Origin of the sequence: Persicobacter diffluens (assembly GCF_036244895.1) — a bacterium.
GTDB classification, from domain to species: Bacteria; Bacteroidota; Bacteroidia; order Cytophagales; family Cyclobacteriaceae; genus Persicobacter; species Persicobacter diffluens.
This window is the reverse complement of sequence record NZ_BQKE01000001.1, coordinates 1076088-1097639: the sequence shown is the minus strand read 5'-3', so window position 1 is coordinate 1097639 and position 21552 is coordinate 1076088. Positions and strand designations below refer to the sequence as shown.

Annotated in this window: 20 protein-coding genes; 10 read left to right on the top strand and 10 right to left on the bottom strand. The window is 42.8% G+C overall.

What is annotated here, in order from left to right:
• The first annotated feature begins 22 nt into the window (after positions 1-22).
• A complete protein-coding gene (gene trxA, locus AAA970_RS04650) occupies positions 23-325 on the top strand; it encodes a thioredoxin (protein ID WP_420916722.1) in 303 nt (100 codons plus the stop codon).
• A gap of 282 nt (positions 326-607) precedes the next feature.
• On the opposite strand, the gene AAA970_RS04645 is transcribed toward trxA, so the two are convergent.
• From AAA970_RS04645 to AAA970_RS04620, 6 genes are all read right to left on the bottom strand, one after another.
• The gene (locus tag AAA970_RS04645; RefSeq protein WP_338236135.1) at positions 608-1459 is read right to left on the bottom strand and encodes a phosphatase PAP2 family protein; all 852 of its coding nucleotides are present in this window, start codon (positions 1457-1459) and stop codon (positions 608-610) included.
• A gap of 12 nt (positions 1460-1471) precedes the next feature.
• Positions 1472-2248 carry a hypothetical protein gene (locus tag AAA970_RS04640; protein WP_338236134.1) on the bottom strand — a complete coding sequence of 259 codons (777 nt, stop codon included), beginning with the start codon at positions 2246-2248 and terminating at the stop codon, positions 1472-1474.
• Positions 2241-3269: a Rieske 2Fe-2S domain-containing protein gene (locus AAA970_RS04635; RefSeq protein ID WP_338236133.1), complete on the bottom strand. Its 1029-nt coding sequence runs from the start codon at positions 3267-3269 to the stop codon at positions 2241-2243. Before AAA970_RS04635 ends, AAA970_RS04640 begins: the two co-directional genes overlap by 8 nt.
• 644 nt (positions 3270-3913) lie before the next feature.
• Complete coding sequence (locus tag AAA970_RS04630; RefSeq protein ID WP_338236132.1) at positions 3914-4333, bottom strand: PH domain-containing protein; 420 nt, start codon at positions 4331-4333, stop codon at positions 3914-3916.
• Between the two features lie 12 nt (positions 4334-4345).
• A complete protein-coding gene (locus AAA970_RS04625; RefSeq protein WP_053404219.1) occupies positions 4346-4930 on the bottom strand; it encodes an ECF-type sigma factor in 585 nt (194 codons plus the stop codon).
• A gap of 211 nt (positions 4931-5141) precedes the next feature.
• A complete protein-coding gene (locus AAA970_RS04620) occupies positions 5142-7568 on the bottom strand; it encodes a YfhO family protein (protein WP_338236131.1) in 2427 nt (808 codons plus the stop codon).
• A gap of 288 nt (positions 7569-7856) precedes the next feature.
• Here AAA970_RS04620 and pfkA point away from each other — a divergent pair, with 288 nt between their 5' ends.
• A complete protein-coding gene (gene pfkA, locus AAA970_RS04615) occupies positions 7857-8828 on the top strand; it encodes a 6-phosphofructokinase (RefSeq protein ID WP_053404217.1) in 972 nt (323 codons plus the stop codon).
• A gap of 280 nt (positions 8829-9108) precedes the next feature.
• On the opposite strand, the gene miaA is transcribed toward pfkA, so the two are convergent.
• Entirely contained in the window at positions 9109-10014 is a 906-nt protein-coding gene (miaA, locus tag AAA970_RS04610; RefSeq protein ID WP_338236130.1) for a tRNA (adenosine(37)-N6)-dimethylallyltransferase MiaA, read from the bottom strand.
• Positions 10015-10178: 164 nt separating this feature from the next.
• On the opposite strand from miaA, the gene AAA970_RS04605 reads away from it, so the two are divergent.
• A complete protein-coding gene (locus tag AAA970_RS04605; RefSeq protein ID WP_338236129.1) occupies positions 10179-14402 on the top strand; it encodes a PAS domain S-box protein in 4224 nt (1407 codons plus the stop codon).
• 2 nt (positions 14403-14404) lie between these two features.
• Positions 14405-14776, top strand: a complete 372-nt coding sequence (locus AAA970_RS04600) for a response regulator (protein WP_053404215.1) — start codon at positions 14405-14407, stop codon at positions 14774-14776.
• Positions 14777-14908: 132 nt separating this feature from the next.
• Here AAA970_RS04600 and AAA970_RS04595 read toward each other — a convergent pair whose 3' ends face one another.
• Entirely contained in the window at positions 14909-15130 is a 222-nt protein-coding gene (locus AAA970_RS04595; protein ID WP_338236128.1) for a hypothetical protein, read from the bottom strand.
• A gap of 32 nt (positions 15131-15162) precedes the next feature.
• On the opposite strand from AAA970_RS04595, the gene AAA970_RS04590 reads away from it, so the two are divergent.
• From AAA970_RS04590 to AAA970_RS04580, 3 genes are read left to right on the top strand one after another with little or no spacing between them, the layout of a single operon-like run.
• Positions 15163-15444 carry a hypothetical protein gene (locus AAA970_RS04590; protein WP_338236127.1) on the top strand — a complete coding sequence of 94 codons (282 nt, stop codon included), beginning with the start codon at positions 15163-15165 and terminating at the stop codon, positions 15442-15444.
• A gap of 1 nt (position 15445) precedes the next feature.
• Positions 15446-16204: an MBL fold metallo-hydrolase gene (locus AAA970_RS04585; protein WP_338236126.1), complete on the top strand. Its 759-nt coding sequence runs from the start codon at positions 15446-15448 to the stop codon at positions 16202-16204.
• A gap of 11 nt (positions 16205-16215) precedes the next feature.
• Positions 16216-17781, top strand: coding sequence for an NFACT RNA binding domain-containing protein (locus AAA970_RS04580; protein WP_338236125.1), 1566 nt, complete (start codon positions 16216-16218; stop codon positions 17779-17781).
• A 280-nt stretch (positions 17782-18061) separates the two neighbouring features.
• On the opposite strand, the gene AAA970_RS04575 is transcribed toward AAA970_RS04580, so the two are convergent.
• The gene (locus AAA970_RS04575; RefSeq protein WP_157600820.1) at positions 18062-18490 is read right to left on the bottom strand and encodes an IPExxxVDY family protein; all 429 of its coding nucleotides are present in this window, start codon (positions 18488-18490) and stop codon (positions 18062-18064) included.
• A 338-nt stretch (positions 18491-18828) separates the two neighbouring features.
• Between AAA970_RS04575 and AAA970_RS04570 the strand changes: the two genes are divergently transcribed.
• From AAA970_RS04570 to rnc, 3 genes are all read left to right on the top strand, one after another.
• Entirely contained in the window at positions 18829-19062 is a 234-nt protein-coding gene (locus tag AAA970_RS04570) for an acyl carrier protein (RefSeq protein WP_053404211.1), read from the top strand.
• A gap of 21 nt (positions 19063-19083) precedes the next feature.
• Positions 19084-20337 carry a beta-ketoacyl-ACP synthase II gene (fabF, locus tag AAA970_RS04565; RefSeq protein WP_060685730.1) on the top strand — a complete coding sequence of 418 codons (1254 nt, stop codon included), beginning with the start codon at positions 19084-19086 and terminating at the stop codon, positions 20335-20337.
• A gap of 75 nt (positions 20338-20412) precedes the next feature.
• Entirely contained in the window at positions 20413-21090 is a 678-nt protein-coding gene (rnc, locus tag AAA970_RS04560) for a ribonuclease III (RefSeq protein ID WP_253275643.1), read from the top strand.
• Between the two features lie 35 nt (positions 21091-21125).
• Here rnc and AAA970_RS04555 read toward each other — a convergent pair whose 3' ends face one another.
• Complete coding sequence (locus AAA970_RS04555) at positions 21126-21545, bottom strand: hypothetical protein (RefSeq protein ID WP_338236124.1); 420 nt, start codon at positions 21543-21545, stop codon at positions 21126-21128.
• Between the last annotated feature and the right edge of the window lie 7 nt (positions 21546-21552).

Here is a 21552-nt window from a genome sequence, read left to right as displayed (position 1 = left end):
ATGTTGCACTGAAAAGAAAGGAATAAAAATGTCAAAATTTAAAGAATTAATTAACGGCGACCAGCCGGTATTGGTAGATTTCTATGCGGATTGGTGCGGCCCGTGTAAAGCCCAGACACCTATTCTTTCCGAAGTAGCCAAAGCGGTAGAAGGAAAGGCCAAAATCATCAAAATAGATGTGGATAAAAATCAGGCCGCTGCCGCCCAATATGGTGTACAGAGCATTCCTACACTATTATTATTTAAGAATGGAGAAGTCGTTTGGCGCAATGTTGGAGTAGCACAAAAGCCTCAACTGCTGCAGGCCATAACTTCGAATGTATAAAAGCAATTCCTAAACAATCATAACCATTTTGAATCCCCTCATTAATTGAGGGGATTTTTTTGTTAAGCCGGAGTATTCCTGCTTATCCCGAATAATACCTATCTAAATCCTCGTTTAGCTGCAAGCCGGGAAAGATATAGGATTGTATCCTATTCCCTAGATTCCAATGAAGCAGATAAATGCGTAGAATGCAAGCCTACCCAAACCCAGCATACACCCCAAGACATATTGACAATTAATCCTTTAGCCCGAACAACTAAATCTTAAAGGGAATAATTCGGCCTAAAACCGCGCCTCCAGATACAAACCCACCGCCTCCTGATTGATCAATGGAAAATAAACCAAATTACTCCTTCTTTGGCTACGCTTATGCAAATAAGGAATCAAAATTCCGGAGGCAGCTCCCACCGCAAAGCCGGTCATCACGTCTGTTGGGAAATGTTTATAGCCCTTCATTCTATAATAGCCCACAAAAGCGGGAGGTACCGCTGCCAGGCCATACATCAAAGCCTTCTTTCCAGTCGACCAATGAGGGTGATAATCATTTAACACCTGAGCAGCAAAAAAAGTCGCCACCGCTGTATTGGAGGTATGCCCACTAAAAAACGATCGGGCATTATTACTTTCGCTTCGAAATTCCACAGAAAGCTCTTCCACATAAGTCACCGGACGGTAACGATCAAATGCGCCAGCTCCAAGGTAGGTATAAATATTCAGTGCTAAGACCTGGGACTGCAGGTACATTAAAGAAACATCCAACCAGTCTTTTCTAATTTCTTTATCGATAAATAAAGCGATAGGCAACAAAACAGAGGCCCTAAGCCCCAGATCCGAAATATCCTGTGCCTGCTTACGATCATTAGGATCAAAATTAAACACCCACCGATCAAAGGCATTCACATTAGCCCGCTTGAGCCCGAGGACCACATCTTCCGGAATTCGGGGCTTATTCCCCAGCAAATTGAATCCAATTTGGCTGGTAACATAGCCCACCACAACGGTACCTCCGGTAGTCCACCGATTCACTTTATAAACTGGCGCTATAGCCTCTGAAGCCATGCGAGCATTTGACTGAGCGAAAGAATCTGCAAAAAGTAAAAAGAAAAGACTAATGCTTAGCAGCACACGAATCATATCAGGGGTTGATTAAATGGGGTTGATATCCTCGGGATTAACAGCACAAATTTGCCACCCGCCGGACTGACTTACTTCCGCCACAATTTCCACCTTTTCTCCAACCCAATCTAATATTTCCGCATTGATTTTTTCGCCGGCCGCCCCCAACAAAACAAAATATTGATAGTCCCCCGGCTTTCCGGATCGAAAAACCGGCGGAATACCTCCGCTAATACAACGAACGGCACAACTCTTATGAATTTTACCCTCTCCGGGTTTCATCACCCCGAAATAACATTTTGGATCCAAAATTTCTCCGGTCAGAATTTCTCGTTGCTTACTGGAAAGGGCCATAGCCTCCACCTTCCCCTCTATTATTTCAATGATACCTGCTTGTTTTGGGCTAAGCTCCAACAATACTTTTCCATCTCCATAAATTAGACTGCCTTCCACCTTTATTTTCCGACCATTTAGCGGAACACCAATCTGCTCAGCAGCTTTATTCATAATGCCTTCTGCGCCAAATTTCCCATAACCCACCAAAAGCATATCCGGGGAGTAACCTTCCGGCACCTGGTCCGCGGTTACCACCAATCTGGGTACGGGATAAGCATAGTAATCTCCCTGGAAAGTTCGAATTTGTCCAAGCTCAAACTGGTGATCATTAAATCCTTTTTGAGTATACACCAACAGGAAGGCCAGAACGGGCAAAAGTAAAAAAACCACTAGCAAAAGCGGAAAAATGCCTTTTTTATGAAATGCGGGCATTTTCTTTTCCCATCCGATATAAAAAGGTTTTTTATCCATCTTTTGAAAGGTTTATAGGCTCAATAAGTACTCCCTCTCCGGGAGAATGGGGGTTTACCCAAATTTCTTCCTGCTCCAATTTCAAATAGTAAGTTTTCAGCTGCTCCTTAAAGGGAGGTGGGGATTGCCCGTTTTCAGGCAGGTATTGGTATCCATGCCAGGGGCAGGTAATACAGCCATTGATAATTTGCCCCTCGCCTATTGGCCCTTGCTGATGTTTGCATTGGTTATTTACGGCAGAAACTTTACCCCTATTTAGGAAAATCGCTATCTCCTCCTGCCCCACCAGAACCACCTTCGCGCAACCCTCTTCCAAGTCCGCCACAGCAACTGCCTTTACCCATTCAGAGGAAGTAAGGGCCTCTCTGCTACTTGCACGGGCAGCGGCAAAATGCAAACCAGCGATGAATACAAAGCCGAAGAGCAAGAGATAGCGGAGCAGCTCCTGGCTTTCATACTGCAAGGCTCCTAAGGCGACATGAGCCACAATTAGTACATACGCCATATAAACGGACATATGAAGGGCTTTCCAAAGGCGTGGACTCAAGACCTTGAGCCAAAAGTCATGACTGCTGGCCGCCATTAGAAATAAAATGATCAAGGCAAAAAAGCCGAGCACCTGAAAAGGAAATTCCTTCAGGCTGTCGTAATCAGGATTAGCCAAAAACAAACTGGTGAGAATAGGCTGATCCCCCAGCGAATGAAATTGAATCAGTGCCAATAGGCCATGGGTAGCTGCAATAATGAACATGGCAACACCCAGGTGCCTTCGATTATATAATAAAGGCAAGAATCTGCTATCCAGCCGGGCCAAGGGCCCTATGCTCAGTATAAAATGCAACATCAAAAAGGCGGTTACACTCGTCGCCCTGAGCAATAAAGTTTCCGTGGTAATATCCGGATGCAACCACCATTGGAAAAGGCTAATGGATAATAAACTAACCAAGACCGCCAATAAAATAACAAGGTCGTACCGTTTCTTTTGTCGGTTCCAGCTCACCGCCTGATAATTTAGACCCATGGCAGACTAAAGATTAAGAGCAAGAGGGTAATCAAAAATAATAGGGGCCATATACTGGCATGGTATCTTCGTTGGAGGGGATCCATTAAGCTATTTGATTTTAGTATATAATACGACTGGCCAGAAGGCAACCATCCCTGGCAGGATAATCAATTTAAATTGCCAGGAAGAATTTCGGAACGTCTTATCCCTTTTGGGCAACCATCTAAATATCAAATACATCGACAGGCATAAACTGAGCATAACATATACACCTAAAATCCCAAAAAGGAAATTGAAGAGGTTGACCATAAAGAATGGGGCTTGACCGTTAATTCAATAAAAATTGAAATTTATCAATAATAATAAACGAAATAGCACCCTAAAGGTCAGCGATATAGCATTATTTTTTTACCAACAAAAAAGCGGACCTGTTGGTCCGCCTAAGTCGAATTATTTATGCTTACACCTTCCTTTAGCTGCAAGGCAAGGAAAATGTAAGAATAGTGGCTTATTTCATCTCTTTTCCAAGGAAGCAGAAGAATATGGGAGAAAGCTGCTTACCCCAATTTGGACTTAAAAAAATCAGTAAACCCACCGATAAGAACCTGATATTTAAATCTTTGATTTTATCTACTATAGATAAATTATTTGGCTTAATCGTATTATACTGATATTTTTATTTCGGAATTTAACCGTTTCAAGTCTTCCAAAAAAGCCTCCTGATGCTTGGGCGAAATCAAAACCGACTGCTTGTTTCCAAAATAAATAACGATCCGGTTTAAAGACCAGGCCGGTGCAGAAAGCATACTATTGCTGGCCTCAATTTTGTATATTTCATCGATCGAAATACGCTGATTAATCAAAAATCCCGATTTTATTCTCAATACTCGCGTATCCTCCTCCAGCCAATAGACTGTTGTTCGATACAGATAAAAAATGAAAAGTAAGGAGAGCAGGATAATAGCGGAGGCCATCCAAGTTTGAAAGTAAAACTCCACTATCATAACGCCCAACAAGGGAAAAAGTAGGAAAATCACCAATCCCCAAGAAATCGCTGAATGGTAAATTCTTGCCTTTTTCATGAGCGGAGACCTTTAATCATTCATCAATTGCTCCGCCATATATCGCTTCAGCCAGGCACGCGCCACCGTCCAGTCCACTTCCACCGTTCTCTTTGACACCCCTAAAGCATGGGCAATTTCTTCCATTTTCATATCGGCAAAAAACTTCATCTCCACCACTTTGGCCTGACGTTCATGCACTTTTTCCAACTCCTTCAATGATTCTTCTATCGCCAGCAGTTGATCTCCCTCATCCTCGGTCAGGTTGACGGCCTTATCCAGCTCCACTTTCGTATAATCCCCTCCTCTTTTGAGGGCATGCTTTTTACGGGCATGTTGAATTAAAATACGGCGGATCGCCTGTGCGCCCACGGCAAAAAAGTGAGCACGGCTTTTCCAGTCAATATGATCCTGACCAATCAGGCTCATAAAGGCTTCATTTACCAATATTGTCGGCTGCAGGGTGTGATCAGTTCTTTCACGGCGGTATAAATTTTCAGCAATCTGATGCATTTGACTGAAAACCATTTCATACAAACGGCCAGCATCAAAATCCTCAGACCCATCTTTAGCAAGATTTAATAGCTGAGTAACTTCTTTTGTTTGCTCATTCGACATAGGATATCGGTTTTAATAGCTCACCGGAACAATAGGTTCCAAAAATTAATCATGATACTAAGTGTAAAATAGGTTTACCCTGTATCAAAGAATTAAAATTAACTTTAAATCCCTTTAAGTGAAAACCCTAAGGCTAAAATTCACTTAAGAAATACAATAAAAAAGGGAAATACGTAAATGTACTTCCCTTGATTATTATTCTATATTTGAATTATACAGTTTCCGCTTCTACCGTGGCGTGATCCGGCTCAGAGCGAAAGTACTTGAAAATGGCAAATCCGATCATCAGGACAATCAATAAAGAACATATTAAACCGATCGGTTCTCCTTTGGCATAGCTGGGCGGATTAAAGGTAAACTCAATGGTATGCTTCCCTGCCGGAATCATCATTCCTCTCAAAACATAATTCGTCCGAATATGCTCCACCTGTTGACCGTCAATAGTGGCCGTCCAGCCCGGCTGGTAGTAAATTTCCGAAAACACCCCAAAAGCCTCACTGGCACTGTTGGACTCATACACCATTTTCATAGGGCTGTACTCTTTCAGCTTAATGGTAGAAGCGGGATCAAATTTATAATTTTCCGTCACTAAACCGGCAAAGCGCTGATCCACCAAAGCCGTTTGACGGGCATTGAAATCCCCACCCAAAGCGGCCATTTCTTCATCAGCATTGGCCACCATTTTAATCATCGGCACAAACCAGGCATGCCCTAAAGCCCCCGGATTTTGCTGTAAGCGTGGCTGTCGGCTTTGCTGATCGGGGAAGATTACATATTTGGTATTCAGCATATCCAATACCGCCTGATTGTTTTGGGAAATTTGCCCCTCGATCAGTTCCTGATAGCGCCCTAACTTAATGGCACTATAGCCCCCGATAGATTTATGATGGAAGGAAGTAACCCCATCGTTAAAAGTATTGGCGGCCACATTCAGTACGCGGAAGTTGGGATCAGTATCTTTATTAATTTCTGCATCCACTGCTGTAGCAGCAAACACCTGCTTCTCATAACCTTTTACATCCTTGAAATCTTCTCCGTTCAAATAACGAAGCCCTACTCCGACTAAATCAAATGTCATCAACACACAAAGGCCAACCATCGCATATTGGAATTTCAGTTTTTTAACAGACAAAGCCCACAGTCCCGCAGCAGAGAGCACCACCAGAATCAAAGAACGGAAAGCATCTCCCCTCAACATACCGGCTCTGTCCTCCCGGATAGCACTAATCAACCACTCGGGTAAGCCTAAACCGGCATCTTTGGGAGCCCGAAAACTCATCATAAAACTTCCCAAAACCAGCATCAAACATAAGCCGCCCACAGAAAGGGTGGCCCATTTAAGCGCCTTATCAAAAGTGGCCTTATCTGTAGTACCATCCAACCAGCGTTGAATGGCCAAAATCCCAATAAAAGGCATAATCAACTGCGCAATGGCAAGAATCATCGTGACCGACCTGAACTTATTATACAGCGGCACATAATAGAAAAAGAAATCACTAACCAAGGGTAAATTTTTACCCATGGAAAGTAAAAATGATAGCAATACTAAAGTTAGTGCCCACCATTTCAGAGGCCCTTTCAGGCTGATCATCCCCAATACAAAAAGGAAAATAACGATGGCTCCGAAATAAACCGGACCGGCAGTAAAGGGCTGATCTCCCCAATACATGGGCAAAGCCGAAACCAACTGATCCGCCTGTGGCTTAGGCACCTGGTTTTTCAGTAAAGTTTTATACGTTTCCGAATTTTTGCTCAATCCTTCATGCGAACTTCCACCATAAAAGTAAGGCACCAATGTGGTCATCGGCTCTATCAGGCCATTACTCCAGGCAAAAGCATAATCATAATCCAATCCGCCTCCTTCATGCTGTTTGGCTGTTAATTCAGATGCCCCACGCGTAGTGGAAGGAGCCAATTCTGCGGTGGACCATAATCTCACCACATTCGCTCCAATCGCCAAAACAGCCGCTACCAGTAAAAAGGCAGAAGGTTTAATAAATGCAGGCCAGTCTTTGCTGCGAAACGCCTTTACCAATTCCATGATGCCCACCCCGACAATCATGTATAATAAATAATAATTGATCTGAATATGACCATAATAAACTTCCATCCCCAGGAAGAAAGCTGTTATCGCAGCACCAGACCAATATTTCCCCCTATAAGCTAAAAACACACCAGCCAGGGTAGGCGCCATATACACCATATCATACACCTTGTTGATATGGCCGGCTTCAATACTGATCAGGGTGAAAGTGGAAAATGCGTAGGCAGCAGATCCTGCGAAAGACAACCAGGGATTCACCCCGAAACTGACCAACAAAATATAGAATCCGACAAAGCCCAAAAACACTAAAAGCGCGGAATCCGGAAAAACAGCTTTAGTGAAAGCATGTACTTGCTGAAAGATATTCTTTTCCGTGCTCCGGAAGGTGGGCATTCCCCCAAAAGAAGAATTTGTCCATAAAATACGTTCCCCTTTTTCAGAATAAATTTCCGCTTCCTGATTAGTTCCCCGGAACTGGATGACATCACTTTGCAGCAGTTCTTTTCCACTGAGCGAGGCACCAAAATATCCCAGAGTAATGATTAAAAATGCCACAACTGCATATATATGCGGCAGGTATTGTTTAAAATTCATCGAATCGTAATAAAAATGATTGATTTCTAATGCTGTTCAAATAAGGCTAAAGAATTTCCCTATTCAGCTTAAAGATAAATAGCTTGATGAGAAATGTGGAACAGATCTTCAATTAATTCAAAAAGCCGTCAACTATTGCGCCATCTTATGGTGCAATACTGACTAAAATCAGCTAATAAACCACATAATTCAGATACCTTTGGATAAGGTTTCTGCAAAATACCGATGTAAACACCATCATTTTTTTAGCGTTTCGCAGAAACAGAGAACAAAAGAGCATTTTTCAAAATGAAAAAAATAGCGGTTTTAACCTCTGGTGGTGATGCGCCGGGAATGAATGCAGCCTTAAGAGCGGTGGTACGTACAGCCACCTACTATGGCATGGAGGTTTATGGCGCCAAACGTGGGTTTGACGGACTAATACAAGGCGACATCTATAAGATGAAATCCTATTCCGTCAGTAATATAATTTCTCTGGGCGGCACCATCTTAAAAACCGCCAGAAGCGTGGACTTTCACGCACAAGAAGGCCGTGACAAGGCCTATGAGCAATTGCAAAGCCGGGGCATTGAAGGCTTAATTGTCATTGGCGGAGATGGCTCCATGATGGCATCGGATCGGTTTTCCAAAGCTTATGATTTCCCTATCATTGGAATTCCGGGCACGATCAATAACGACCTTTACGGAACGGACTTTACCATTGGCTTCGACACGGCGGTCAACACCGCGCTGGACGCCATTGACAAAATCCGTGATACGGCCAATTCGCACGATAGGATATTTTTTGTGGAAGTCATGGGTCGTGATGCCGGCTATATCGCCATTCAGACCGGCATTGGCGGGGGCGCTGAACTGGTCATGGTTCCAGAAACTGAGACCTCCATTCAGGATGTGATCTCCACCCTACAGGCGGGTTGGGATCGTGCCAAAAGCGCTTCCATCGTCGTAACCGCAGAAGGAAATGCCGAAGGCTCCGCCATTGACATTGCACAAAAAGTAAAAAGTCATATTAATAATAAGGACATCAAGATTACTACTTTGGGGCATATCCAAAGAGGGGGATCTCCTTCCGCTTTTGACCGAATTTTATCTTCTCGTCTGGGACTAAATGCGGTAGAAGCCTTAAGGTCCGGCAAAAAGGGGGTCATGATCGGGATAATAAAGGATGAGGTGGTCTACACTCCGCTGGACATCGCGGTGAATACCCCAAAACCACTGAATGACGAACTGGTCAGAATGGTAGAAATCCTGAATAGCTAAGCGTGTTTAAAGCCGGATTATTCCTGCTGAAATCCTTGTTTAACTGCAAGGCGGAAAAAATGAAGGAATAATTCCCTATTTTAAATTTTTTCCAGGGAAGCAGTGGAATGAGGAGAAAGCAAGTACGCCCAAATTCGGGCTACTATAAATCAAAGAAAACAATTCATAATGAGCAAAAAAAGCTACTTATGATGATTTGATAAATTTAACGGTGAAGCATTCGGGTTAAAATCATCACCGCCCCAAAAAGCCTTCCCTGAAACCACAGAGAAGGCTTTTTTTATTTCATTTGGGATTTGATCAACCCTAAAATTTCTGCTTTTTGCTCTGGATGAAACCAATGAAAAGCCTCATCTTTTTTGAAATAAGTCAACTGCCGCTTAGCATACCGGCGAGAATTTCTTTTTAATAACCGGATGCATTCCTCCCGATCATATTGCCCCTCCATATAGTCATATATTTCTTTGTAACCCACCGTTTGCAGGGCATTAGCAGACTTATGCGGCAACAAACGCTCCGCCTCCTCAAATAGCCCCTGATCAATCATGATGTCCATCCGCTGATTAATACGGTCATACAACTCTTCTCTATCCCGCTCCAGGCCAATTTTCAAAATCTTAAACGGCCGCTGATCCATTTTATTTTTACGAAAAGAGGACATCGGCTTGCCACTCACCCGGAAGATCTCTACTCCTCGCATGACTCTTTGCGGATTATTCAAATCTACCTCCGAAGCATATTCGGGATCATTGGCCTGTAGCTCCTCCACCAAAAAAGCCAATCCCTTATTTTCATAATCTGCAATGACCTGCTGCCGCAGCTCCTCCGGCGTTCGGGGCATATCGTCAAAGCCTTCACACAGCCCTGAAACATATAGCGTACTCCCTCCGGTAGCGATCACCACCTCATGATCCTGGAATAATTCCCTGGTTTTCGCCAAAGCGTCAATTTCAAAATGACCCGCACTGTATTCCTCCACTATAGACATGCAGTCTACAAAATGGTGCGGCACACCATCCATTTCTTCTTTCGTAGGTTTGGCCGTGCCGATGGCCATTTCCTTAAAGAACTGCCTGGAATCCGCCGAAATAATCTCTGTCTCAAGCAATTTAGCCAACTCCACACAAAGGGCTGTTTTCCCTACCGCCGTCGGCCCTACAATGACCACCAGTAATTTATCTTCCATTCCTATCTAATTAGGGAGCCAATTTCGAAATATTCCCGCAGGAATTCAAAAAGTAGATTTTTTAAATGAAGAGCAATCCATAGGGGCACACCAATAAATTTCTTTATTTTTATGTTTTATTTGATACAGACTTTTAGGAAAATATGCTTGGAAATCGAAACGATTTGCTACAAAAGAGCAAGGAAGAACTGATAGAAGAGATTTTACGCATGCAAAAAGATTCCTCCTCGCAGGCACGCCTGTTGGTAAAGGAATCTCCCAAAGCAGCGATGATTATCAGTATGGAAGGAGACTTGATTGCAGCCAACACCCCCTGCCTGAACTTCTTTGGCCTGGATTCTCAGGAGCAAATTGCTGAAAACCCTCTTTTTCTACACATATTAGCCCAGGAAGTAGAAGGAGCACCTATATTTCAAAATATTGAGGCGCAGGGATTATCCGGTGGACTCACCCTCCAAATCCCTTTCCAACCCACCACAGGGGAAGAAATCTCCGTGCTGGCGAGCTTATCCATTGTTCGCATCAGCCAGACCAAAATGATTTTCCTGAAGCTGAGCAGGGAAACAAAAAAGGACAGTCTTGACTTGCCTATTTCGGCAGTCATGACCCGGATGACCAATGAATACCATAACCTTTATTATTTCGATGAAAATTGGCGGGCCTTTTCCGGCATTCCGGAGAATAAACTGATCGACGAATGGATTAATTTGATTCACCCGGATGATTACAGCTTCGTCTTTAGCAAAATTCAGAATGCCCATCGTCGGAAAATAAGCTATCGCATTGAATATCGACTAAAAAATCAGGAAGGAAAATATATTACCGTACAGGAAACCGGCATCCCAAGATACCCTCATAAAACCTCCTTTAATGGCTTTATTGTCGCAACGGTTCCCATCAAGCTCACCAATGACAATACCTCCAAAATTAACCCGGCCCGCACCGGAGCCCCCTTTATTGTGACCGTCACCCTGGACGGTTTCATTCTGAGTTGCAACCAATCTTTTGCGGAGCTTTTCCACCTTCTACCCCAGCAACTGTTTGGCAGAAAGATTTCCAATTTCCTCAATCCTAAAAAGGGAAACCCCAAAAGTTCTTTTAAGGATAACTTCTTCCCAAAGGATTTGGAGGAGTTTGATGCCGTACAATGCCTGACCAAAAATAAAGATTTCAACCCGCTGGAGTTAAATTTTTATCGGGTACCCGGTAAAATCACCAATCGCTCTAACCTGATCACATTGGTAGGAGGAGTAGATCCGGAAGAGGAAAAGACTGACCGAAAAGGGCAGTTGCTCCACTATCAGTCTTTTGACAAAATCTCAGAAATGGTGGCTTTCATGAAGATTGATGGAGAATTTTCTTATGTCAATGAGACCTTCTGCAAGCGCATGAGAATGTCGGAAAAGGAAATTCTGGAGGCCACTCTTTTGGAAGTGATTGCGCAGGATCAACTTACCGAGCTCAAACACCATCTGGAGCAATTTCTGGTTTTAGGCATTCCTGAGATGGACCTTCCTTTGGAATTTATTAAAGGGGATAATTCAAGTGAAGTCTTAAAAGGCACCTTTATCGCCATCAAGGAAAAGGATGAGGTCACTGCCATTCAACTGATCATCAACAGCTTTGACTCTTCTTATTTATTAAATAAAACCCAGGAAATATATTCCGGCCTCCCCTCTTGGGTCAGCTACCTGCAATCTTCCCCAAAATGGTTCAGCAGGATCAATGAAGCCCTGAAGACCATCGTATTTTACGACTTTTGCGCCCTGAAAATCTTACAGCCTAAAGCCAATCAGGAGGCCTATCATGAATGGCAGGAAGACCAATTATATAGCCCCGTACAGCTTCAGGAGGAGGTTTTTGAAAAATTATCGACCCTGGCAAGCCCTTCCATTATTAATGAGCAAAGCCTCCAAAATTTCTCTATATCCGACCCTACGGTAAAAGACCTCCTTTATATGCCCTTATTTTGGAATGGAGAACTGATTGGGCAGTGGATCTTCCTTCACCGAAATCCACGAACGAACTATGGATTTCAGGAAACCCTGTTAATCGACATAGTTGCACCGGCCATTTCGGAGGCCATTTCAGGCCAGCGCTTAAAAGGCCAACAGCATCAGGAAAAAAATAGGGAACAGGGCATTATCTGCCTGGCCAACCTGAATCCAAAAGCTGAAATAATTTCGGTAAATGGTAATTATGAGGCCTATGCGGAATTGATGGGAAATGCATTCCAGATTGGCGAAAAATGCCCGGAAGCCGATCATGAAGCCACACGCGACATTTTCACACAACACTGGAAGGAAGTCACCGCAGGTAAACCCATGGCTTTTGAGTTTCGCCATGCACAAAAAAAAGGAAATAAAATGCGTTGGTTCCGAATAGCCTTTCTGCCTTGCGTGGAAAATGAGCAAGCGGAAAAAATCATCATGAGCATTCAGGACATCAGCGTGGAGACTCATCAGCTGTTTATGCTGGAAGCAAATGAAAGCAAATATCGAAAAATATATGAGCGATCCCCTGACTTGTATTTCAGGTGTAATATCATGGGTAAAATCACCATGATCAGCCCCAGCGCACTGGATATTATGGGCTACAATCCCGAGGAAATCATAGGAAAAAATATTGGGGATTATTACCTGTATAAAGGGGCGGCCCGGAAATTCTCCGAAGCCCTGGCGCAGTCCAAGCGGCTGTCCAACGTACAGGTACATATCATCCATAAATCCGGAAAAACCGTACCTTGTTTCCTTCACCTTCGTCATGCGGATAATAAAAAAGGGCCATTAGAGCTGGAGGGTTTTATCCGGGACATGACGGAATTAGAACACACCCAAAAGGAATTAAAAAAGACCATTAAGGCCAAAGATTCCTTTTTGGCTAATATGAGTCATGAAATACGGACACCGATGAATGGAATCATTGGGATGATTGACCTTTTGGGACATACCCCCTTATTGGAGGAACAGGCAGATTATGTAGATGCCCTAAGAAAATCTTCCGAAACCCTGATGGAAATCCTGAATGACATCCTGGACCTATCCAAAATTCAGGCGGGAAAAATGCGTCTTAGAAAGACTCCTATTAAGATTCGTGAAACCCTGGAAAAGCTTCATAACCTTTTCAAACCTCAGACGGATAATCATGACATTTCCTTTGACCTACTGGTGGACAATAATGTACCGGAGGTAGTCATGCTGGATGAAACCCGCCTTTTGCAGGTGCTTTCCAACCTTACTTCCAATGCTATAAAATTCACAGAACCCAAGGGCTTTATCAACATCTACCTTAAGGTGGAAAAACAAACGGACGATGTTTTTCTATTCCGGACAGAGGTTAAAGACTCTGGCATTGGCATTTCCCCTGCCTCTCAACAAACCCTTTTCAATGCCTTTGAACAGGGTGACCATTCTACCTCAAAACCTTTTTCAGGAGCAGGTCTGGGACTGGCTATTTGTCAGAAATTATGCCGACTAATGAATGGAGAAATTCACCTGAACTCCACCCTGGGGCTGGGAAGCACCTTTTGGTTTACTTTTGAGGCCGAATTACCCGACGAAGACCAAATCCCGATCGTGAAGGAATCCAAACCAAAACTTATTCGGAACACTTTCAGCCCTAAAGAACAGCCCAAAATATTACTGGTAGATGACAACTTTATCAACCGAAAAGTAGCCGGAGAAATATTATCGAAAGCAGGCTGTGCGGTCACCACAGCGAACAGTGGAGAAGAGGCTATTAGCAAGGTGCAACAGATGCCCTTCGATTTGGTCTTCATGGACATCCAAATGCCGGGTAAAGACGGAATACAAACCACCAAGGAAATTAAAGCTTTGGGACTGGAATTTTGTCCGCCGATTGTTGCCATGACGGCTTATGCCATGTCAGACGATAAAAAAAGATTCCTGGAGGAAGGCCTGGATGATTATTTAGCTAAACCGATTAGAGCGCAAGAAATTATCAAAAAAGTCCAAGAGCACACCCACAGTTTAGCCCAAAAAGAAACTGTTGAAACAAAAAAGGAAACAAACAGCACCCCACTTATAAACAAAGCCATAGTGGATCAACTTTATGACATAGGCGGTTGTGATCTTATTGATGAAGTTTATCAAAATTTTGATTTAGAGTCCTCGGATCTTATCCAGGAAGCGAAAAATTTTGCATTAAAAAAAGATTACAAAAATATTTTACGTAATTTGCATACACTTAAAGGTAATGCCGCTACACTGGGAATTGAACAGCTTGCAGAAAAAGTAAAAGCTACGGAACAAGAATTAAAAATTGCACCGTATGACAATTTGGAAAACGATTTAGACAAAATCGGCAAGCTATTTGATATCTTTAAAACAGAATATAAGAATTTCTTAAAGACCTATAAACTAAGATAGAAATGGCCGATAAAAAGAAAGTTTTGATTGCCGAGGACAGCTCTGTTATTCAGACACTTACCAAAAAAATCCTTTTGATTCAAAACTATGACATCGATTCTGCCAAGAATGGTAAACAAGTAATGGACAAGGTGGCCAAGAAAAATTACGATGTCATTCTTATGGACATTAATATGCCACAAATGGATGGTATGCAATGTGCCAAAGCGATACGTGATCAGGGAAATGATGTGCCGATAGTGGCCATCACCGGAAATGCAAGAAACTATTCTATGGAAGACTTTAAAGCCGTAGGTATCAATGAATTTTTACCTAAACCACTGGATTTTGATGTGTTAGTGGAAACAGTAAAAAAATACACCTTGGTGAATTAATTAAACCATCTTCGGCAAAGGAGCGGTTACCTGAAAGGTGACCGCTTTTTTGTTTTAGAGCGTATTTAAACCCGAAATGTTCACCGCCAGGATTAAGCCTGAATTAATCAACGCTAAATTTAGAAGTTCTTGTTAAGTGATATATTTTCGACTTAATAAGATTGGATTTACTGATTTAATAATGGCCCAAATTTGGGCAGGCTTGATTTCTCCTCCTTCATCTACTTCGTTGTAAAAAACTTGAAATAAGGAAAACCCCTTCATTTTTCCCGCCTTGCAGCTAAACGGGAATTTAAGCAGAAATAAATCGGCTTTAAAATGCATAATTCTGCTTAAGCCCTCTTTTTTCTTCATCTTTTCCGATATTGTGGCCTTATTTGAAGGCCATGACGATAAAGTACACGAAAAATTTCCTAAGCAAACTAGAGGACATCTTCGCCGAATCTGATTATACCTTGCGCTATGAAAAGGGACAATTCAAGTCTGGCTGGTGCCTGCTGAATCAAAAAGGCGTAGTGGTGGTCAATAAATTTTACCCACTGGAAGGCCGCATCAGCTGCCTGATACAAATTTTGCAACAACTGCCCATTGGCCCCGAGCGCTTAAGTGAAAAATCTTTGGCCTTATACCAGCAAATTCAGGAGGCTGTAAACACGGAAGCTCAATAACATGAAAATCACTTTTTTAGGAACGGGAACTTCACAAGGTGTCCCGATTATCAATTGCGACTGCCCCGTTTGCAAATCCCTCGATTTCCGGGACAAAAGGCTGCGGTGTTCGGTGCATATTGAGGTTAATGGAAAAAGCATCGTTATCGATACCGGGCCGGATTTCCGCCAGCAGGTATTGCGAGAAAGCATTCATCAGCTGGACGCTATTCTGCTAACCCATGAACATAAAGACCATATTGCGGGCCTGGATGATGTCCGGGGATATAATTTTTCATTAAATAAAAATATTCCGATTTACGCCCGGCAGCGGGTGATAGACCGACTAAAAGTAGAATTCCCTTATGCCTTTGCCGAGGACTATGCCGGCCGACCACGCATTGACACCATTCCCATCAGTAATCAGGCTTTTCTTTTCGAGGACCTGGAAATCGTTCCCATTGATGGCATGCATGGGGGAATGCCTTGTTTTGGATTCCGAATTGAGAATTTTACCTATATTACCGATATGAATGAATTGCCGGAAAAGGAGTGGGACAAAATTGCCGGCAGTAAGGTCTTGGTCCTCAATGCCCTGCATCACAAAGACCACTACTCCCACTTCACTTTAAAAGAAGCATTGGATCTGGCCAAAAAACTATCGATCCCTAAAACCTATTTTGTACATATGAGCCATCACATGGGGCTGCATGGGCAGGTAGATAGTGGACTTCCCATGGGCATTCACCTGGCTTACGACGGCCTCAAAATTGAGATTTAAACAAAGACGCTTTGCATAATAATTATTTCTTCATCAACCGCCTGGCGCATCAGCTGGACGAAAAATTAAAAGGCTGGAAGCTGGGCAGCTGTTTCAGTCAGCAACGAGATGAGCTGATTATGGGCTTTTATTTGGAAAGAAAGGAGTTTTACTTCCGGGCAAATCTGGCACCGGACGTCTCCACGCTTTCTTTTCCGGAAGATTTTGCGCGTTCCAAAAAAAATACGGTCACGCTTTTTTCCGAAATTCTGGAGAAACAGATTCTGGAAATCAAATGCCTGCCCAACGAACGTTCCTTTATCATATTTTTTGAAGGAGGCTTCCAACTATTATTCAAGCTGCATGGCTCTCAGTCCAATATCCTCCTTTTTCAAAATGAGGAGCGGCGTGAACTTTTCAGAAACAACCTGTCCAAAGATCAGGATTTAGGCATTTCCGACCTGCAACGAGATATTGATCAAAGTTTCGAAGCCCTTGAAGCAGCGGAAGGGGATTACTTTAAGCTCTACCCTACCTTTGGAAAGCAGGTGAAAAATTTATTGGAGAAAGAAGGTTATCCGGGATTGGAGCGTGCAAAACAATGGAAATTGCTTAAGCTTATCATTGAACAGTTAAACAACGGCCCTATTTATGTTCGACAGGAGGAACAAAAAGTGAAGCTCACCCTTTTTGACACTGAAGTCGGTGAACTGATCTACGAAGGACATGATCCAATAGCAGCCATTAATGCCTATTACTATCAATTTTCCCGCACCCACTGGCTGGAAAAAGAAAGAGGGCGCAACCTAAAAAAACTCAAGCAAGACATTGATAAGGGCTATGCCTATATTACCAATAATGAAGAAAAGCTAGAGGGACTAAAAGGAGGCATCAGCTATCAGCATATTGGGGATATTTTAATGGCCAATCTGCATCAGGTACCCGAAAGAGCGACGGAAGTCAGCTTGTTTAACTTCTACACTAATAAGGACCTTAAGATAAAGCTCAAAAAAGACCTGAGCCCACAGCGTAATGCCGAGCAATATTATCGAAAAGCGAAGAATCAAAGACTGGAGATTGAAAATATTGAAGGAAACATGGCCGCAAAAATGGAAGAGCTGGAAAACCTGGAATTGGCAGTAGGGGAAATTCAGGATGCGGAATCTATTAAGGAAATCAGAAAAATTCTGAAAGACCACCAGCTGGAGAACAATGCCCAGAAGCAGAACAAAAAACAAGTCATTCTTCCCTACAACAGTTATGAGTGCATGGGCTTCGATGTTTGGGTGGGCAAAAACCCCAAGGCCAATGATAAGCTAATCGGCCAATACGCCTTTAAAGAGGATTTATGGCTGCACGCCAAAGATGTTCCGGGCTCTCACCTATTGATCAAGCATCAGGCGGGAAAGCCATTTCCAAAAGACGTGATCGAAAAAGTAGCCGGATGGGCCGCCTTTTTCTCCAAAAGAAAAACGGATAGCCTTTGCCCGGTATCCGTGACGCCAAGAAAGTATATCCGTAAAACAAAGGATCTGGAAGCCGGGAAAGTGATCATCGATCGCGAAGAGGTAGTACTCGTTCCTCCCCAAAAACCATAAGTGAATGTTTAAGCCGAATCACTACATACCTTAATGCACGTAGGTAGGCAAAGCATTAGAAATGGTAAGATTTTTCCTATTTCATTTTTTTCCAAGAAAGCAGACGAGGAGGAGAGCGCCAGATTACCCAAATTCCGGTTATTAATAATCAAGGAAAATAACCATAGTAGACTGACAGTAGGCTCTTGGGTTATATCAATGAATTTTACCTTGAATCATTCGGCATAAAAGCCCTCAAAAAAAAAAAGCGAATCTCCCACTGATCCGCTTTTTTTTGCTTCTAAAAGATCAGGTTTTCCTTCGCCTTAATCCGGTCTACTTCAAATATTTTAAAATAATGAACAATGGATAACTGCTCCAGCCCATTCTTCAGCCGTTCAAAATAATCTTTGTGCATTTCTCCCTGCACATATAATAGGAAGTCAAATTCCTTTAACTCCGGAATCAGATAATGAATTTCCCCCTTTGGACTTTTCACTGCACGATTTTCAATAAATCGATAATTACCGTAGGGTGCCTCATAGGTATAGAAGGAAATATCAATGGGTTCCCGTCCGAAAGGATGCACCGTACATTCCTTTTGCTTAGCAAAAGCGATACGCATCGCCTGATTGATATACCACACCATTTTGTATGCTCGCATGGGTGCTACAATACCCATCAACTGGAAGTCGTAATTATTCTCTACTAAAAGTCTGCGCTTTTTCAATGCTTCAAAAAAATTGATCGCTCCAAAGATTTCTTTCTCACAAAAGTAAATAATTTTTACGCAATCCCCCTTTTTTCACGAATTCATCATCTATTTTTAACCCCCTACTAATTGCTTTTGATATATATTTATTTTCCGTAAAGGAAACTCTCGAAGCTTTTCCCGAACAAGCGATACCCGTAATTAACTGACAAATAGCCATTTAAAGGTAAAAACAGGACACGCGAACCGTTTTATAGCGCATAATAGCCGAAAATATCTTTGTGATAAATCGTTTGACATTATTGGGCGAATTGTATTTCTTTGCACCGTAGTTAAACAACAAAACTTTTATAACAATGTCTGAAATCGCAGAGAAAGTAAAAGCGATCATCGTAGAGAAACTCGGTGTGGAAGAATCGGAAGTTACATTGGAAGCTAGCTTCACTAACGATCTAGGAGCTGACTCATTGGATACTGTAGAATTGATCATGGAATTCGAAAAAGAATTCAATGTTTCTATTCCAGATGATCAAGCTGAAAACATTTCTACTGTAGGTCAAGCGGTGTCTTACCTAGAGGAGAACAAGTAATAAGCATTTTTAAAGATTTTTATGTCTTCAAGAAAAGTTGTTGTCACGGGTTTAGGTGCGCTGACTCCCTTAGGAAATAACGTTCAGGATTTCTGGAACGGTCTTGCCGAGGGTGTCAGTGGCGCTGCACCCATCACGAAGTTCGACGCCTCAAAATTCAAAACGCAATTTGCGTGTGAGGTTAAAGGACTAAAGGTAGAGGATTTTATCCCTCGAAAGGATGCTCGTAAAATGGACCTCTTCGCTCAGTATGCCATGATCTCTACAGATGAGGCAGTGAACGATGCAAACCTAATTTCTGATAAGTTAGATTTGGATCGTGTAGGAGTAATTTGGGCATCCGGAATTGGAGGACTTCGTTCCTTCCAAGAGGAAGTCACATCTTTTGCACAAGGTGATGGCACGCCAAGATTCAATCCATTTTTTATTCCAAAAATGATCGCTGATATCGCAGCTGGTCATATCTCTATCAAATACGGTTTCCGCGGCCCTAACTTCTGTACAGTTTCGGCATGTGCATCAGCGACCAACGCTTTGTTGGATGCTTTCCACTATATCAAGAGTGGAATGTCTGATGTTATCATTGCCGGTGGTTCTGAAGCAGCCGTAACGGAAGCAGGTGTTGGTGGATTTGGAGCATTGAAAGCATTATCTACCAGAAACGATGATCCAGCTTCGGCTTCCCGCCCATTCGATCAAAATCGTGACGGTTTTGTATTGGGAGAAGGTGCCGGTGCGATCGTTTTAGAGGAATATGAGCACGCTAAAGCGCGCGGTGCAAAGATTTATTGTGAATTAACCGGTGGTGGCGCTACTGCAGATGCTCACCATATGACTGCCCCGCATCCGGAAGGAACCGGCGCAGCCAGAGTTATGGAAATGGCACTTCAGGTTTCTGGCTTAAAGCCGGAAGACATTGATTATGTCAACGTTCACGGTACTTCCACTCCATTAGGAGATGTTGCCGAGCTTAAAGCTATTGAGAAAACATTTGGAGAACACGCTTATGATTTGAACGTGAGCTCTACAAAATCTATGACCGGCCACTTATTGGGTGCTGCAGGGGCGATTGAAGCCATTGCTTCCATTAAGGCGATGGAAATGGGCGTCGTACCTCCGACCATCAATAATTCGGAATTAGATGAAAATATTGACAAGCGATTCAAACTTACGCTGAACAAAGCAGAGAAGCGTGAGATCAGAGCAGCATTGTCCAATACTTTTGGATTCGGTGGTCATAATTTCTCAGTAATTTTCAAAAAATTAGAGGATTAAGATTTCATTGTGATTCGAATTCTAAGAAGGATTTTTACATTAAGTGCTCGAATGAGCAAAAAAGATAAAAGGCTTATGTCTTCAATCGGTCAGATTGTAGGGCTTAAGCCTTTAAATCTTTACTTATACCGTTTGGTGACCCAGCACACCAGTGTCGCAAAGGAAAACAAGAACGGTTTAAAAGAATCCTACGAGCGCTTAGAATACCTTGGAGATGCCGTATTGGGCACCATTGTGGCGGAATTTCTATTCAAAAAATACCCCTTCAAGAATGAAGGATTTTTAACAGAGATTCGGTCAAGAATGGTCAACAGGGAAACCCTGAACCAAATTGCGGTAAAGATAGGCCTGAACAACCTGGTGGAATATAATCAGGGGAATAAACACGGTCTGGCTTTTAAATCCATATATGGAGATGCCCTGGAAGCATTGGTAGGAGCAGTATATTTAGATCATGGATATGCACGCTGCCACCGATTTGTGGTGAAGAAACTGTTGATCCCTCATTATGATTTAGAGAAGATCATTCAGGTGAACCCCAACCATAAAAGCCAGTTAATCGAGTGGGCACATCAACAAAAGAAAGAAGTACGATTCGAGGTGGAAGAAGTCAAGAACAATAAGCACTTCAAAGAATTTGTTGCCCAGGTATTCGTTGATGAGGAACCTTGCGGGCGGGGCACAGGACTTTCAAAGAAAAAAGCAGAACAATCTGCCGCAGAAAAGTCGCTGGAAAAGCTCGTTCAAAAATAAAAAGCGAATCGGTCACCGGTTCGCTTTTATTTTATCTATTGATTTATGCGGGTAAATACCATCTGACTAATATACGCTTCCTCTTCAAATTCCTCCGAAGCCTGCCAGACCAGCTCATTGGCCCCATCCCAGGTAAAGACCAGATCAGCCTGATTACCTCCGAATATTATCCGCACCGTCTCTCCATCACGAATCCATTTCTCAGCCACGGGCTGCCCGTCAATCACCAGCTGTTCCTTCCCTTCCAGCGTCATTTGGGAGAATACGCCTTCATTTTCTTCAATTAATGCTTCCAGTAGCTCGCCTTCAAACACCTGAGAAAAACCATCTGAAAAGATGGACACAGAAGTAAGCTCATAAGTGCCTTCAGCGGGATCGGTTGGAGAAGGATCTTCATCATCTTTACAGGCGTAAAGCAAGGGGATGATTAATAGTATTAGGTAAAATCTTTTCATGTCGATG